This is a genomic window from Priestia aryabhattai (assembly GCF_023715685.1).
Taxonomy (GTDB): Bacteria; Bacillota; Bacilli; order Bacillales; family Bacillaceae_H; genus Priestia; species Priestia aryabhattai_B.
This window is the reverse complement of sequence record NZ_JAMBOQ010000002.1, coordinates 685,501-701,278: the sequence shown is the minus strand read 5'-3', so window position 1 is coordinate 701,278 and position 15,778 is coordinate 685,501. Positions and strand designations below refer to the sequence as shown.

Genomic DNA, 15,778 nt, shown 5'->3' with positions numbered 1-15,778 from the left:
TTTATCAGTTCTGATTTAAGACACGAAGCGTAACTTGCTTTGTTCCAACTTTCACCGTTTCTCCGTTTTCGATATCTTCTGTAACACGAAGACTGTGCAACAGAAGATTTTCTTGAAGCAACGTTTCAAACGTCTCGACGGCTTTCTGAACTTCTTCGTCTCCGCTAAGTTCCAAATCAATACGTAAATTCACGGGTAAATCCAACTTTTTGCGATAATCTTGAACCGCTCGAATTACTTCACGAGCGACGCCTTCCTGCACGAGTTCTTCGGTTAACGCAGTATCTAACACGGCGGTATACGTACCGTTCGATGCAACTGCAAAACCTTCTTTTGGTACTTTTTCAACGAGCACGTCAGCCGTTTCAAGCGTTAGGTTTTCTCCTGAAGCAAGTGTAACACTCAGCTTGCCTTGCCCAACAAACTCTTTTCCTTTATCTTCTGAAAGGTTTTTCAACGCTTGATTTACCTCATTCACTTGTTTTCCAAACTTCGGTCCAGCCTGTTTAAAGTCCAGTTTTAATACATACGAAACAAGTTTGTCGTCGTCTTGCTCCACGTTAAAGTTCTTTACATTAAGCTCATCTTTGATTACATCACGATACGCATTCCAATCCACGTTTCCTTCTGTTACAACAAGTGAAAGACTTTGCAGAGGCTGCTTTACTTTTAACGAATGCGTATTTCGAATGTTCCGGCCTAGTTCAACTACTTGAAGCACCGCTGCCATTTCTTTTTCCAGCTTTTCGTTCACTTTCGTTTGATCATACGCAGGATAGTCTGCTAAATGAACGCTTTTTCCTGTCAGATTTTCATGAACATCATCCGCAACAAACGGCGTAAACGGCGCTAACAGCTGACTGAGCGTGACTAATACTTCGTGAAGCGTATCGTAAGCCGCTGCTTTTTCTCCGTCCATTCCTTCTGACCAAAAACGGTCGCGGGAACGGCGTACATACCAGTTGCTTAGCTCTTCAATGAAGAACGCGATTTCACGCGCCGCACTTGTAAACCCGTAATCTTCAAGATGTGCCGTTACGCGCTTAACCGTGCTGTGCAAACGTGAAAGAATCCATTCATCCAATTTTGTTTTTTTCAATTCGTACGTTTGCTCCGGATCATAGCCGTCAAGCTTGGCGTATAATACGTAAAAGCCGTACACGTTCACTAGTGTATCAATGACTTTTGATTTCGCTTCTTGCACCACGCGCTCTGAAAATTTCTTCGGGTTCCAAGGCGCACTGTCTGCTAAAAGCGCCCATCTAAGCGCATCGGCACCAAATGTATGAATAAGATCAACAGGATCCAGCGCATTCCCTTTACTTTTAGACATCTTTTGACCGTTTTCATCTAACACGTGGCCAAGAGACAGAACGCGCTTATAAGGTGCTTTTCCTGTAAACAGCGTCGAAACCGCCATCAAGCTGTAAAACCAGCCCCGCGTTTGATCAATTCCTTCTGCAATTACGTCTGCCGGAAACTGCTTTTGAAACAATTCGTTGTTTTCAAACGGATAGTGATACTGCGCAAACGGCATCGAGCCGCTGTCAAACCAAACGTCAATTACTTCCGGCGTGCGCTTCATCTCTCCGCTGCAGGCCGGACATGTTAATTGCACGTCATCTACATAAGGCTTATGCAGTTCAATGCTGTCATCAACTGAATGAGACGCATGTTTCTGAAGCTCATTGATGCTTTTTGGCGCTACTTGATGCTGACATTCCCCGCATTCCCATACGTTCAGCGGCGTTCCCCAGTAGCGCTTTCTGCTGATATTCCAGTCCACCATATTTTCTAAAAAGTTGCCAAAGCGGCCGTGCTTGATATGCTCGGGGTACCACGTCACGCTTTCGTTGTTTTTCAAAAACTGTTCCTTTAACGCCGTCGTTTGAATAAACCAGCTTTCATTTGCGTAATAAAGAAGCGGCGAGTCGCATCTCCAGCAAAACGGATAGCTGTGCTCATGCTTTTCTTTATGATACAGCACGTCTTGATTTGCTAAGTAACGCACGATATCAACGTCGCAGTCCTTCACAAAACGTCCTTGAAACGGCGGCACTTCAGCCGTGTACTGTCCTTTTTCATCCACTACGTTCACAAACGAAAAACCGTTTTCTTTTACCACTCTGTAATCATCTTCGCCATAAGCAGGTGCTAAATGAACAACACCCGTCCCGCTTTGGTCCGTTACATAATCAGCCGTTACCACTTCATGCCCTTTTTCCACTTTCACAAAATTAAACGGCGGCTCATACGACATCCCTTTTAACTCATTTCCTTTATGATGAGATAAAACGGTATACTCTCCTTTTAACACTTTGTCTGCGAGCGCTTCTGCAACAATATACACGCTGGCGCCTTGCTCGGCGCGGACATAGTTCATTTCTTCGTGCACGGCAAGCGCCACGTTTGACGGAAGCGTCCAAGGCGTCGTTGTCCAGCCTAAAAAATACTCATTATCGCGGTTTTTCACTTTAAATTTCACCGTTACGGTTAAATCTTTTACATCTTTATATCCTTGAGCCACTTCATGCGAACTCAATGACGTTTGACAGCTCGGGCAGTACGGTGATACGCGGTGGCCCTTATAAAGAAGTCCTTTATCATGCATCGTGCCAAGCACGTTCCATACGCTTTCAATGTATGAATTCTCCAAGGTGATGTAAGGGTCTTCCATATCAACCCAATAGCCAAGCTGCTCCGTGAACGCGCGCCACTGCTTTTCATACACAAATACGCTTTCCTTACACTTGTTGATAAAAGCTTCTACGCCGTATTTTTCAATGTCATGCTTCCCTGAAATTCCGAGCTGCTTCTCGACACCGAGTTCAACCGGCAGTCCGTGCGTATCCCAGCCTGCTTTTCGGATCACTTGATGCCCTGTCATCGTCTTATAACGAGCCACGACGTCTTTAATTGTCCGGCCCAACGCGTGCCCGACGTGAGGCAAACCGTTTGCTGTTGGAGGCCCTTCATAAAATACAAACGAAGGCTGCCCTTCTCGGTTTTGAACCGACTGCTGAAACACATTTCCCTTTTGCCACTGCTGTTGGATACGCTGTTCTCGCTCTTGCGAAGGCTCCCTTACATTCACTTCTTTCATGTGATACCACTCCTTTTAAAGTTAAAAGCACACAAAGAAACCCGTCCCTATGACTAGGGACGGGTTTCAACCGCGGTACCACCCTGGCTTCTATTGATCCGTTCATCAATAGCACTCAGCAACGTACAATCATACGCGTTCTTTTTAACGGTAGACTACCGTTCAAACTTACTTATAAGTTCAGTTTGACTTCTCAGAGAGGATATTCCCCTGCAGCTTGAACACCGGCTTTCAGCCATCACCGGCTCTCTGTGGAACAAACTTGCAGCGTACTGGTTCTCTTCAACGAATTTGTGTGCTTTTATTAGTAGCTATTGTATGCGTTTTGGAAAGGAATGTCAATGTTTTGAAATACTTATTGGAATTAAAAGCTTTAGATACAGGTTATTTTGTTTCTGCATTTAACATTTGATCGATTTTATTACGCACTGTTATCCCGTTCTTATCTTTCCATTCAGAAGTTCCACTACTTCTTCGCTGTGTCACAAACACTGCCGCAGCTGATATAGAAGAAAAAATTTGATCTTGTACCAGTACGTATCTATCATCTTTTATTTCTAGTACACCATTTGCTAGGAAAGTATTAATATAGTCTTGTTGCCTTTTAAGTTTAGCTCCTTCTAGCTGCTGTTCGCTTGCAAGCAAAGCTCCTTTATAGACAAGAAATCCATCGCTAACATATTTCCCGCTCGCATACGCATCGCGGCGTTTACAATATAGAACGTCCTCTACCACTACTGATTTTGTATCTTTTAACAGATGTGTCTCAACTTGAACAATTTTTTCTATCGGTTGCTCTGTTTCAATCTTTGGTACTTCACCAGACTGTACAACTTCACTTTCATATTCTATTCCACTTGAAGCATACCCAAAAATTGAAAAGCCTACCCCACCAAGTAAAACCTTAATAACATTAAAGATATCTGTCAGGTCGTCTCGCCTAAATTCACGCACAAACGGTTTTGTCGGAACGGTTTGATTAATATCATATGTACCAGAGCTCATGGCTGCTAGATAAGAAATATGCTCTAAGTATTTTACATCAACTTTATCTAATTGATCTTGAGAAGCATTAGACACAATTAACACGGCCACATCCCAAAAGCTTTTACCTGTTGATGGACTAGCATGCTGCTTTAAACGCTCATATCCTACTTCTGCCTCTCCAATATATGCTTTTTTATCTTCTCCAAATAAAAAATAAATGCCGGGCTTTTCTACTTCACTTTCACCCTTTAAATCTTTCAAACTATTTCTAGGAATGAATACAGCCTGTATCGTTGTATTCGGTACTTCCGATACTTTAATCCCATTTGGATCGTCATCGTAAAACCAAGTCTGTATTCGTTTCGCACCGCTTTTTCGTAACATCTTTCTTCCTCCGTTTATATCTTCTTTACCGTATTTTAAATGGCACCACAATATGTAAATTACTTCCTAAGTATAAACATAGCTATCTATCATTCACAAAAATTAATTTATATCATTTGCTTGATATCTATCAGGACCTCTAAATACCTCTCTAACATGCCATCCAAGAAGATCTTCACTCGGCTGATACGCCGGGTGAATAGGGTCTCTAAGCTTTTGTCCGTGAAATTTCATAAGCCACTCTTCAAATCCATTTGTCCCGTGTGCTTGAGTCGCCACTAACAGCTCATTCTGATCTGAAAAGAAATTTGCTCGATTTTTCCTTTTAATTTCCTCCTAAAGCTTTTCTCTTGGCGTTTTCTAATAATTAACAGAATAACTTTTTGAAGTGCTCATCTTGTTTATACCATAGGTTTTAAAGTTTCAGACATCCCTATACATTTGAACATAATAAAAAACCTTGAAATCTATAGAGCCAATCAAGGTTAAATAACTTAACAACCATATAGATTAATTTTAAAAGTCTTCGTCCCAATTTTCTTTGGCATCAAGAAGTCTATTTGTTAAAAACTCATAAAAGTTATCTGCTCTTTTTCCACTATATCCATCAATTCTGTCCCACGACACAACTACACATTCAGCGTCAATTAGGTTTTCAGTATCTAAACAATATACAAACTCTTCACAGTTTTCAACAACTACGTATTGAGTTGGCAATCCAATGTTCCGAAATCTTTCAGTGTTTGTTATTACAGATGGAGTCGCGGATTTTCCACAGCCAAGTATATCTACTCCAAACAGCCCTCCAGAACCATAATTTTCAAGAAACCAGATATAACTATCCGAAAATTTCACTTTAAGTGCTTTTTCAACTTCTTTAATAATTTCGTCTGAGACTCCTCCAGTAAAATCATTAATCTCAGAATTGAATTGAATAAATTCACTCATTTCTTTTTGGTTCAAATTATTTCTCTCCTCATTAAAATCCTCTACAATAAGTTCGCTATAACTTACTTTTGAGACCTCTATATAGTGCAGTAGATTATCCAATAAAGTGTATTATATTCTTAAACATATTTATCAATGTATCATGAAACGCTGATCAAAATCTACACTTAACCCAACTAGTGTTTCTTACGGTAACAGCCTCAGCACTTTCGCATTTAATAATATAGTAATAAAGCCCCCCCTATTCTCTAAATCAATAAGGGATTACACAGAGTATGTCACGATAATGGTATAGTCGAAATCTTCTTTGGAATTATGAAGTCTGAACCTCTTTATTTAAAGCAATTTTAAAATGTTGAACATTTTAAAAAGGAATTGAAGAAGTGTATTTACTATAAGCATAGAGGGATCAAAACAAAATTAAAAGGCATGAGTCCAGTCCAATACCGAACTCATGCCCTGCAAGTTGCCTGCCAAAATAACCTGTCTAACTTTATGGGATCACTTCAAAACTTAAGGCTCTTTTCAGATTATAGCTTACTAATATTTAATGGATAAAAGTTCTTTAGGAACCACTTTTAATTATATCTATTATATTATGAATGTTTTCTTTTAATTCTTGATTCCTATTCTCTTTATACTGATGATATGCCTGAATTCCCCTATGAATAATAGCATTCATGGTAGGATGAAACGACTTATCTGTACACTCAATTAAAAAATCAAAAAACTCTGCACTAGCTGAGGGAGAATAAGAAAATACTTCTATAAGTATATTTATGGTAGCTCCCTGAATCTGTACAGCATCTTTTTTCTCTTTAAGAGAATAGCTGTTTATCATACCGAAACAAAATGTCGATACAACTTGTTTTTCTTGTTCATCTAAATTTTCCGGGGTTAATTGGCATATTTCTAAAAAATGATTAACCACCTTTTTCATCTCGCTATAATATGCTAAATTACGCTCCATTTTTTCCTCCTAATATACTAATATTTTTCCATTTGGATAATCTCCGTCCCATCCACAAGGAATATGACCACTTAAATAGATGTCTAACATATTGGTGTAAAAATCTGAATTATAATATTTCTCATATGTAAGCACCATAATGATGTTGATAATATCAAATTTAACAGAATTCACTATATCACTTGATAACCCTAATATGCTTACTTGGCTTTCGATTTTATCAATAACTTTAGGTAATACCTCTGTTTTAACTTCTCTCACTAATACATTCCAATTTTTATTATACAGCTCCGGTTTATTCTTGGCTAAATAACCCGTTAAATTATTTCTCTCTTCAAGACAAATATTTTCCCATTTCACTCCTTTTACATTCTTATTAACTACTTTTTTATTTGATAAATAAGAATAATTACTTCCTTTTGGAAGATTAGTTTCAACTCCACAGTATTCTAGCCAATTATTAGATGTTATTGCTTCAACTACGGCATTATTTAGTTCCATATAGTTTTCTCCTCTATTTAAGCTTAGGTAAATTAATTCTCCCAGGTATTCTTGGGACAAACGAATCTTTATTCAATCCATAAGATACTTGCTGTTCAAATGCTCGTTGGACAGCTTGCTGAGACTGAGTATCGCTTAAACCAGCTGACTTCAAAGATTCGTATAATGCGTCATTATATTCTGAAACCATCGGTATTTCACCAAACGATTCTCCGTTCCTTCTATAAGAGTTCCAAAAAGCCTCTAGACTTTCATGAGCTGAATAATGTGGACTACCGATATCTTTAAAGATATTTCCAGACAGTTCTATAGCTAATCCTTCTTTTCTAGGAATAACATCTCTAAAAGCTGCGTCTTGACTCAAGTGATGCGCTTGTCCTGTAACTTCTTTGTTTTTCCTCATGTTAGCATACGTATCAATAAGTAATTCATCTACATCTTCTAAATTACCTACAAGTTTTTCAGTTCCGACAGTAACCTTATCGCTTTTAACTCCCCACTCTGAATTCTGCATGTGCTTGCTATTATGAGATAACTTAGTACTCTTCATAAAATGCATCGTATCTTTAGCTGTACTCTTCAACACATCCCGTACAGTTTGCTGCGCAAAGTCTACACTCACACCCACTGGTGCTTCCTGCGGTAAGAACCTGGGTACTTTCGCATCTAATACAGCATCATACATTTTTTTGGCTTTATCAATACCAGTTGCTGGCATTTTTCGCATCGCCTGCTGAATGTCTTTTCCATATTGAGTCACTTTACTTGTACGAACTACGTTGCGCATATCATTGAACTTTTTCGTGACTGCCTGTGCACTTTTTTCGACAAACTGAGTGGATGCTTTTGCAGCAAGTAAACCGCCTGCTGCAATCCCCAAGGATTGAAACAAACTAGCCTGCTGCTCTTCTTTAGTAAGCTTATTTCCTAGTAAGTCCTTCCCCATTGTATACTCATACATGCCATTTGTTAAGACAAGTCCATACAATCCTTTTTCTGTTTGTTCAAGCACTTTAAAAGCTTTAGGTGTTTGGTAAAGAGCCATTGCATGATGCGCAGCACTCATGCCTTTTGCCGTTTTGTAGACAACGCTTCCGCCTTTTACCGCTCGTCCTGCCCAGCCTACGAACGGGATGAATCCAGCTGCTGCCATTGCTCCAGCCGTGACTCTCTGGGTAGCAGACAGTTTCTTATGCGTAACCGGATCGACTCCGTCTGCGGCTCGTTTAAAATCATAATATCCAGTAAGTTCTCCTGCAATATCCAGGCCTTTTTCATACCACGGCTTATTGGCTTGAATTTGTCTTTGTCTCTCAGCTTCAATGGCTGCTTTTCTTTCTTTAACTTCTTGTTTTTGTTCAGCTTTTCCTTCTACATAACCTGAAGCGACTTTATCAATTTGCTGCTGTGTTTTGTATGCTTCACTATTTTTGTAAGCTTTGGCATCAAAAGTGAGCTGATAAGCGCTGCCGCCTTGAGAAGTCAGCTGTTCCAAACCATTTACGCTAAATTGCACAGATTCGTAGAAATTATCTAACATTCCATATTCACTCGAAAGTTGATTATCTAGTTCTTCTACTGCGGTAATGGTATCTGTTCTTTTTTTCTCAGTTGCGCTTAAATCTTCTTCAAATGCGTCTTTGGAAAACGGTGTAATATGTATAATATCTTCAATATTACTTAAAATCGATTCAAGTTCAGCGTGCTGCTGTTCGACCATCTGCTTGGAACGATCATTGGCGACAGCCAGCTCTTGTTCTAAAAAAGATACGTCTACAACCGTATTACCTTCTAATTTAGCTCGTTCAGCATAGTCTGCAATACTATTAAAATAGGCTTGATGTGAAGAAACAAGACTTTTCCAATGTGTGACGATATCTACTTGTGATGTATAAAAGCCTTTTATGCTGTCGGCACCTTTCCCTTGAAATTCATGATCCAGTGTGGCCACGGCATGAAGAGCCTTTTTTAATGTATCTAGCTGCTCGTCAAATGCTTTGTACGCTTGTACCCTGTCTTTTGCATAGGCCATAAGTGTACTGGCTTCATATACTTTTCCCATTATAAACCCTCTTTTACCTTATGATTAATACATCTTTGATTCGACATTTTCCTCTATTATCCATTATAAAATTACCAATACACTATCTAAATAGGATAATAAGCCCTTTTATAAGTTTGTGGATGCGTTAAAAAGGATATAATTTCAATGTAGAAGAGAATAGTCATAGGTATAAATATTTATTTCTAGTTTATATTACGTATAAAAACACTATGCTTCATGGTCAGACTACATTATTCCTAATTGTTTTCTTATAATTCCACCTAAGTAGAAAGGTAACTTACGGCATACTATCACATCTCAAAATCATCTCATTCTAAAAAAGAAAAGCTATATTCATCTCCAAAATACTGGTCACACTCTGGTCATATTTTGGTCATATACTACAGAAAATCAGGGGAAACTATAGTTTATTTAAATATCAAAAACCCCATTGAAACATTGATATAAAGGCATTTACGAGTACATTAGAAAACTACAGGAAACTTCATTTTCCACGCTGGCAGCGTAGCAGTCATCCTAACCACTTTCAACGCCCCAAACACAACAACCGCTAGCTCCAAAAAGGAACTAGCGGTTGTTCATAATTTCTCAGAAACCACTCACTCTTCCACCGGCGTCTGTTCATCTGTTAATGTATCAATTTTAGTAATTTGAAGTTTGTCTTTGCCAGCAGCTTTCACATGATAAATTCGTTCTTTTTTAAACTGCGTGCTTGCATCGTAGGAATCAGTGAACGTATATACTTCGTTTGTGTAGATATCGTAGGTTCCGTCGTCATGTGATTCTGTTTTTGTCACTAAAAACTGATCGTTGGCGAACGATACGTTTTTGCCAGCAAGTGATGTAATGTAGCTTTTCAGCTGTTTATAGACTGGCTGATTCGAGTCAATATAGGGCGCCATCGCACTAAAGTCGCCGCTGTTTAAGCTTGAAAAGTAAGCGGCTTTATAGGAGATAAAAAAGTTTTCAAGATCCGTTTTGCTTACGTCAGCTGGTTTTGGCTCTTCATTTTTTAACGGTTTGGTGCTGGTCGTGGCTTTTATGTTTGAGCTTGTTTCTTCGGTTTGATTGTCACGATTCATGTATACAATCGTAAGTAATAAGAGAAGTCCAATAACGGTTCCGATTAAAATAGGAAAAGTACGTCGTGATGCTTGCTGCTTTTTAAGCACGGGAAAATCGGCGTAGGCTGGCAGTGTAACAGGTTTTATATCTATCTTTAACTGAGCTAATGGTTTTGACACCTCAATGCTTTTTACACTGCCAAGCGGCTGAAGTGCTAAAAATTCTTCGTATGTAACAATAAATTCGTTTACTGCTATTCCTTTATACATGTCATAAATTCGATTCCATAGTTCTAGGCACGGAGTATCCTTTATTTCTTCACTAAGTTTGTTAAAAAATGGTCGGTACTCTTTAATAAAAGCCGCTAACCATGTTTGATGAACGTTGACTTTATGGGCTGTATTTAGGTCGCTAAGTGATTGTTTTAACTTGGCGTGTTCATTTGCATCGTGTTGGCAAATCACTTTCATACTACGTTCCATTTCTTTCAGCACAGCGTAAAGGCTCTCGCTCATTTTTTCTTGCAGTGCATCAAACTGACTGCGGATATCAGGCCAGTGAAGTTCGAGTAATTGTTTTTGTGCAGTCGTTGCTTTTCGAATACTTTCATTTAGCTCATGCTGCTTTGTACGAAATGCGGTAGCTTTTTGTTTGGTCACAAACTTATTTTTACTTAACTGATTCCATTCTTGCTTTAAGCTCTTGTCTTCTTCAAGTACTGTCGTTATCGCTTGTTTCACATTTTCATGCTTTTTTTGAAAGTCAACGAACGCCGGCAAATACGTATTCCAGCTTTCCTTGATTTCTTTAAACGATAACGTTTTAGCATATTTTTCTGTTAGTTGAAAAAAGTCATTTCTAAATGCCACCATATCCGCTTCAGAAGCGAGTTCTTTTCCGAAAAGATCTATGATACTTCTATGTATGCTTGTTAAATGTTGTAGCTGCTCCATATGATTTTGTCGCTTTTTTATGTACTCCGGATAATCGCTTGAAAGAAATGTGACCATTGTATATTCAATGTTGTTCATATTGTATTTCATACGTTCTTTTTCTAGTTCTTCATACACTTTCTGCAGATGACGTTCTACTATCGAGAGAAATTCTTCTTGATCCATCCTGCCTACTTCTGTTTTTAGCATTTTTAAAGATTCTGTTTCTCCAATAAGCGATTTCTTTTCTTTATATAGCTGTATCCATGTTTCTAGCAGTTGTGCTGCTGATTCATTCCAGTGGCTTGTATTCATCGTTTGCTTCACCTGTTGTTTTTATTTTTATCCTTTTTTAACTATACAGGAATTTAACAGAAATTCTATTACAGTTTTATTACTCTTGAAAAATGAGGTCCAAGCTTTCTAGAGCCGCTTCTAACGTTTGGTTGTCTCCTTGGTCGTAGCTGTGTGCTACCAAGACTACGGTTGTAAATACTGCTTTCCATTTTGCAAGTCTGTGCGTTTCTTCGTCTACTTCACCGTATTCTTTAAAAAAACGCGCTCTTCCTTTAGCGGGTAAAAAGCTATAGGCAATCGCTAAGTCAACTGCCGGGTGACCAATATGAACATCTCCCCAGTCAATAATGCCTGACGCAATATTGTTCTGATCGACAATCATGTTTCGAATATGAAGATCTCCGTGAACCAGTACGTTTTTTTCTTGATAGTGAATTTCATGTATGCTATTTACATAGGTTTCAAGAATATCTTGTTTAGAATAAAGATTACGCTCCTTCATTTGCTTGACATACTTCTCTAGCGCAGGCTTTCTCTTCATCATATCAAGCCGATTTAACTCATCAAACGGTACACCGAGCTCTTGCGCTTTTGAATAAGGATAGTGATGCAACGTGCGAAGAAATCTTGCTAGTACAGAAGCGGACTGGATGCGTTCTTCTTCCGTTAATCGCGCAGGCGGATTTCCTTGAAGATAGTGATAGCCAGTGAACGGCCAAGGATATACCCCATTCGGCTTGCCGAAAAAAATCGGCTCTGCAATTGATAGAGGCAGCTGAGAAGCAAGAGTTGGTAAAAGCTGATTTTCTGTTTTTAATAGTTCTGCTGCAAGTTCTCGTCTAGGAAATCGAAAAACAAAGCGGCCGTTTACTTGATAAACCGTATTGTCAAAGCCGTAGCCAAGCAGTGAAATCTCAGCAGGCGCAAGTTCTGGAAACTGCGTCTCGATTAACGTTTTGGCAAGCGGTGCTGATACGATTTGTTCTGCATCCCATGCGTGTGGCATTGTGATCACCTGTCTTTAACGTGTGTTTTGTATGTAAAGTATACTATAAAAGTGAAAAACCTCTGACTCGTTGTCAAAGGTTTTTTCACTTTATACATATTAGACATTCACGGAATTAAAAAACTGCGGTAAATAAGATTTATGTGCATCTAGCATTTCATCTAAGAGCTGTTTAGCAATGGTATCAGACGGAACTAACGGATTGATTGTCATCGCAACAAGCGCTGTGTTGTAATCGCCGGTAACGGCTGCTTCGGCTGCGACGCGTTCAAATGACTTAATTTGCTGCACAAGTCCTCGAACAGCTACAGGTAAGTCGCCGACTGTAATTGGTTTTGGCCCTTCTTTTGTAATAACACAGCTCACTTCAACGGCAGAATCATTTGGAATACTCGCAATAGCACCATTGTTAATGGTATTTACAGGCTGGATATCGCCTTTATCATTATAAATAGATGAAATTAAGCTGCAGGCTGCGTCGCTGTAGTACGCGCCTCCGCGCTTTTGAAGCTGAGGAGGTTTAATTGCAAGATTAGGATCTTTATAGAGCTCAAATAAGTCTTTTTCTAACGCGCGCACTACTTCTGCTCGTGTGCCTTCGAGCTCAGCTGCATTTTGTTCTTCTTGCAGCATCTCATTTGTTTTATAGTAATAACGGTGATAGCCGCACGGAATAATGCCTAGTCCTTTAATAAAGTCAGGATCCCATGAAATCCCTTTGATATTTCGCATAGACATCGCATTTGTTGGATCTGCCATGGCGTCAATGACTTGATCTTTTACGCTCACTCCGTCTAAAAAGACATCTAATCCAAAGACCATATGATTTAACCCGGCAAAGCTCACCTGTACACGGCTTTCGTCTACTTCTAGCGCTTTAGCGATTCCCATACGAATACCGATTGGCACATTGCATAAGCCCACTACTTTTTTATGATTGCTATAGCGTAAAATGGCTTCTGTCACCATACCAGCAGGATTCGTAAAGTTCACAAGCCACGCATTTGGACATAGTTTTTCTATATCTTTTACAATACTTAAAATAACAGGAATTGTGCGCAGCCCTTTAAATAAGCCGCCAGGTCCATTCGTTTCTTGCCCAATCACACCGTATTTTAACGGAATTCGTTCATCTTTCATTCTTGCGTCTAACAATCCTACGCGAAATTGTGTTGTAACAAAGTCGGCATCCTTTAACGCTTTTCTTCGATCTAACGTAAGATGAATGTCAATTGGCACGCCTGCTTTTTCAACCATTCGTTTTGCCAGATTTCCGACAATCTCTAGCTTTTCTTTTCCTTCTTCCACGTCTACTAACCAAAGTTCTCGTACAGGCAGCTCGTCATAACGCTTAATAAATCCTTCGACAAGCTCCGGCGTATAGCTTGATCCTCCGCCAATGGTTACAATTTTAATTCCTTTTGTCATTACAACCCCTCCGCTATAATCAATGATTTTAAAAATACGTTATACAATACTTTGCTGCTCTTCTTTTACCGGTGAACGATTTATAGAAGCCCCGGTTTCTTCTATAAGTTTTTGTTTGTCCCACATTTTAAAGAATGGAAAATAGACACCAAACGATACCGCCATTAACACAATCTGCAGAACAGCTCCTGACACACTTCCTGTAATTAAATAGCCGCTAATCACCGGCGGCATTGTAAACGGCGTTACAATTCCTATTGGCTTTGCCACGAGACCGATATCCATGGATACATAGGTAATGATGACCGATAGAAGTGGTGCCAAAATAAACGGAATAATCATAATCGGATTTAATACGATAGGCATTCCAAAAATAACTGGTTCGTTAATGTTAAAGAAGCCTGGTCCGATGCTTAATCTTCCTAGCTGCTTCATTTGCTGACTTTTCGCAAACAGCACCATGGCCAGCACAAGAGAAAGCGTAGTGCCGGATCCTCCCACAAACACAATATCGTTAAATTCATTCGTTACAATATACTTCACTGGTTCACCAGAAGCAAGAGCCGTTGCGTTTTCCGTTGTTAGCGTAAGCCATACAGGCGTCATGACAGAGCCAACAATCGTCGCACCGTGTAGCCCCGTACTCCACATAAGAGTAATTAAGATAAAAATAAGAATCGTACCAACTAAGCTTGTACCAATATGAGTTAAAGGCTGCTGCAGCAAAACCGTCACGACATTATGCAAATTTCCAAAGTCGCCGACGTTCTCTACAAGCAAACGTAACATCCATATAACCATCACAGCACCAAACCCTGGTATTAACGCTGAAAATGAACGAGCAACAGCTGGCGGAACGGTTTCTGGAAGCTTAATCACAATATTTTTTTGAATAATCATCCGGTAAATTTCCGTGGCGATAACTGCTATGACCATCCCCACAAAAAGACCTTTACTTGTAAACATCGCCGTTTGGTAGGCTGTTTCGACCATGGCCGTTCCATCTGCGTTTTCTCCAATCGTATACGAAACAAAAGGTGTACCGACAAAGAAAGCAGCTAGAGACACTGCACCTGAAGCAAGTGCATCCACTTTATACGATTCCGCTAAGCGGTAGGCAATGCCAAACGTAGCTACTAAAGCCATAATTTCAAACGTTCCTCTGTACGGATATAAAATGCTTGCTTTTAGCTTAGGATGTTCTGTTAAAAAATCTGTGTAGGCTTGAAAAGGTAAATTGGCTAAAATTAAGAAAAGTGAACCGATAATAATAAGCGGCATCGTCAGGACCATACCGTCTCGTAATGCTTGAAGATGGCGCTGCTGAGCAGCTTTGCCAGCAAGCGGCATAATATATGTTTCAAGTACACGATTCATTTTGCTCAATTGATTCCCTCCTATTTCGAAACTAACTGCTCAGCAGATTTTAACACTTCTTCTCCGTTACACATTCCGTAATGAACCGGATTAATAACCTCTACTGGAATTCCTTTTTCCTCTCCTAGCTTTTTCATTTGAGGAAGTAAGTAGCGCACTTGTGGACCTAAAAGCAAAATGTCTGCATCATCAATATGATTTCTAACCGCGTCTCCTGGTACTGCCCAAATTTTGCACGCCGTCTCTTTTTCTTTTGCGCTTTTTTCCATTTTAGTTACTAACAAACTTGTAGACATCCCTGCTGCGCAGCATAGTAAAATATTCATTTACAATTCCCCCTTGATAAGTAATTGATTAACATCCATAAGTGAGATAGGTATCTTGCTAAGATATTTTCTTGATACCTTCACTATATATTGAAAACGCTTTCAATTAAACGTAATATTTTTCCGTTATCAAAGGAAAAATATTATTTGAATATTCTTTAAATTTAAAAGAAAAGAGATTGTAAATCAAAACGGATTGTGGTAGCTTCTTAAAAAATGATAAGCAGCTCACCCATCTAGGTAAGCTGCTTATCGTACTTTACACTTTTCTTTTTATTGTGAACCCGTAGAAATTGTCTGCTGATGTGAAACTCCTAGGTGGAGGTATGAAATGGTTACTTCTTGTATACTTATGTTGTCTATAAGAGAAAGCGCATATATTTGATTAC

General features: G+C 39.2%; 11 protein-coding genes, 2 pseudogenes and 1 other annotated feature. Of the genes and pseudogenes, 1 reads left to right on the top strand and 12 read right to left on the bottom strand.

Features of this window, described 5'->3' with window-relative positions; translation table 11 throughout:
• Positions 1-4: 4 nt before the first annotated feature.
• The 4 genes and pseudogenes from ileS to M3225_RS10460 all read right to left on the bottom strand — a co-directional run bounded on the left by ileS (position 5) and on the right by M3225_RS10460 (position 5,437).
• A complete protein-coding gene (ileS, locus tag M3225_RS10475; RefSeq protein WP_251393212.1) occupies positions 5-3,103 on the bottom strand; it encodes an isoleucine--tRNA ligase in 3,099 nt (1,032 codons plus the stop codon).
• Positions 3,104-3,155: 52 nt separating this feature from the next.
• Positions 3,156-3,398 (bottom strand) — a binding site (T-box leader).
• 89 nt (positions 3,399-3,487) lie between these two features.
• On the bottom strand, positions 3,488-4,474 hold the full coding sequence (locus M3225_RS10470) for a GIY-YIG nuclease family protein (RefSeq protein WP_251393211.1): 987 nt from the start codon (positions 4,472-4,474) through the stop codon (positions 3,488-3,490).
• Positions 4,475-4,576: 102 nt separating this feature from the next.
• A pseudogene (locus M3225_RS10465) lies at positions 4,577-4,777 on the bottom strand (phosphorothioated DNA-binding restriction endonuclease); the annotation flags it as partial.
• A 213-nt stretch (positions 4,778-4,990) separates the two neighbouring features.
• A complete protein-coding gene (locus tag M3225_RS10460) occupies positions 4,991-5,437 on the bottom strand; it encodes an SMI1/KNR4 family protein (RefSeq protein WP_251393209.1) in 447 nt (148 codons plus the stop codon).
• Between the two features lie 261 nt (positions 5,438-5,698).
• Between M3225_RS10460 and M3225_RS10455 the strand changes: the two are divergent.
• Positions 5,699-5,893, top strand: a pseudogene (locus M3225_RS10455) (IS3 family transposase); the annotation flags it as partial.
• A 94-nt stretch (positions 5,894-5,987) separates the two neighbouring features.
• Here M3225_RS10455 and imm48 read toward each other — a convergent pair.
• From imm48 to M3225_RS10415, 8 genes are all read right to left on the bottom strand, one after another.
• Positions 5,988-6,392 (bottom strand): Imm48 family immunity protein, encoded by a 405-nt coding sequence (imm48, locus tag M3225_RS10450; RefSeq protein WP_098546773.1) that lies wholly within the window; start codon positions 6,390-6,392, stop codon positions 5,988-5,990.
• 9 nt (positions 6,393-6,401) lie between these two features.
• Complete coding sequence (locus tag M3225_RS10445; protein WP_129710112.1) at positions 6,402-6,893, bottom strand: hypothetical protein; 492 nt, start codon at positions 6,891-6,893, stop codon at positions 6,402-6,404.
• Positions 6,894-6,906: 13 nt separating this feature from the next.
• Positions 6,907-8,955: a T7SS effector LXG polymorphic toxin gene (locus tag M3225_RS10440; RefSeq protein WP_251393208.1), complete on the bottom strand. Its 2,049-nt coding sequence runs from the start codon at positions 8,953-8,955 to the stop codon at positions 6,907-6,909.
• Between the two features lie 602 nt (positions 8,956-9,557).
• On the bottom strand, positions 9,558-11,270 hold the full coding sequence (locus tag M3225_RS10435) for a TcaA NTF2-like domain-containing protein (RefSeq protein WP_251393207.1): 1,713 nt from the start codon (positions 11,268-11,270) through the stop codon (positions 9,558-9,560).
• A gap of 79 nt (positions 11,271-11,349) precedes the next feature.
• The gene (locus M3225_RS10430) at positions 11,350-12,258 is read right to left on the bottom strand and encodes a phosphotransferase (RefSeq protein ID WP_251393206.1); all 909 of its coding nucleotides are present in this window, start codon (positions 12,256-12,258) and stop codon (positions 11,350-11,352) included.
• Between the two features lie 99 nt (positions 12,259-12,357).
• Entirely contained in the window at positions 12,358-13,686 is a 1,329-nt protein-coding gene (locus M3225_RS10425; protein ID WP_251393205.1) for a 6-phospho-beta-glucosidase, read from the bottom strand.
• Between the two features lie 39 nt (positions 13,687-13,725).
• Positions 13,726-15,072, bottom strand: coding sequence for a PTS cellobiose transporter subunit IIC (gene celB, locus M3225_RS10420; RefSeq protein ID WP_251393204.1), 1,347 nt, complete (start codon positions 15,070-15,072; stop codon positions 13,726-13,728).
• 11 nt (positions 15,073-15,083) lie between these two features.
• Positions 15,084-15,389: a PTS sugar transporter subunit IIB gene (locus tag M3225_RS10415; protein ID WP_116071691.1), complete on the bottom strand. Its 306-nt coding sequence runs from the start codon at positions 15,387-15,389 to the stop codon at positions 15,084-15,086.
• Between the last annotated feature and the right edge of the window lie 389 nt (positions 15,390-15,778).

What these genes read in the sequence shown, in the direction of transcription:
- imm48 (WP_098546773.1), bottom strand. Translation starts at nt 6,392, where the DNA reads ATGGAGCGTAATTTAGCATATTATAGCGAGATGAAAAAGGTGGTTAAT.
- ileS (WP_251393212.1), bottom strand. Translation starts at nt 3,103, where the DNA reads ATGAAAGAAGTGAATGTAAGGGAGCCTTCGCAAGAGCGAGAACAGCGT.
- M3225_RS10435 (WP_251393207.1), bottom strand. Translation starts at nt 11,270, where the DNA reads ATGAATACAAGCCACTGGAATGAATCAGCAGCACAACTGCTAGAAACA.
- M3225_RS10440 (WP_251393208.1), bottom strand. Translation starts at nt 8,955, where the DNA reads ATGGGAAAAGTATATGAAGCCAGTACACTTATGGCCTATGCAAAAGAC.
- M3225_RS10425 (WP_251393205.1), bottom strand. Translation starts at nt 13,686, where the DNA reads ATGACAAAAGGAATTAAAATTGTAACCATTGGCGGAGGATCAAGCTAT.
- M3225_RS10430 (WP_251393206.1), bottom strand. Translation starts at nt 12,258, where the DNA reads ATGCCACACGCATGGGATGCAGAACAAATCGTATCAGCACCGCTTGCC.
- M3225_RS10445 (WP_129710112.1), bottom strand. Translation starts at nt 6,893, where the DNA reads ATGGAACTAAATAATGCCGTAGTTGAAGCAATAACATCTAATAATTGG.
- M3225_RS10415 (WP_116071691.1), bottom strand. Translation starts at nt 15,389, where the DNA reads ATGAATATTTTACTATGCTGCGCAGCAGGGATGTCTACAAGTTTGTTA.
- M3225_RS10470 (WP_251393211.1), bottom strand. Translation starts at nt 4,474, where the DNA reads ATGTTACGAAAAAGCGGTGCGAAACGAATACAGACTTGGTTTTACGAT.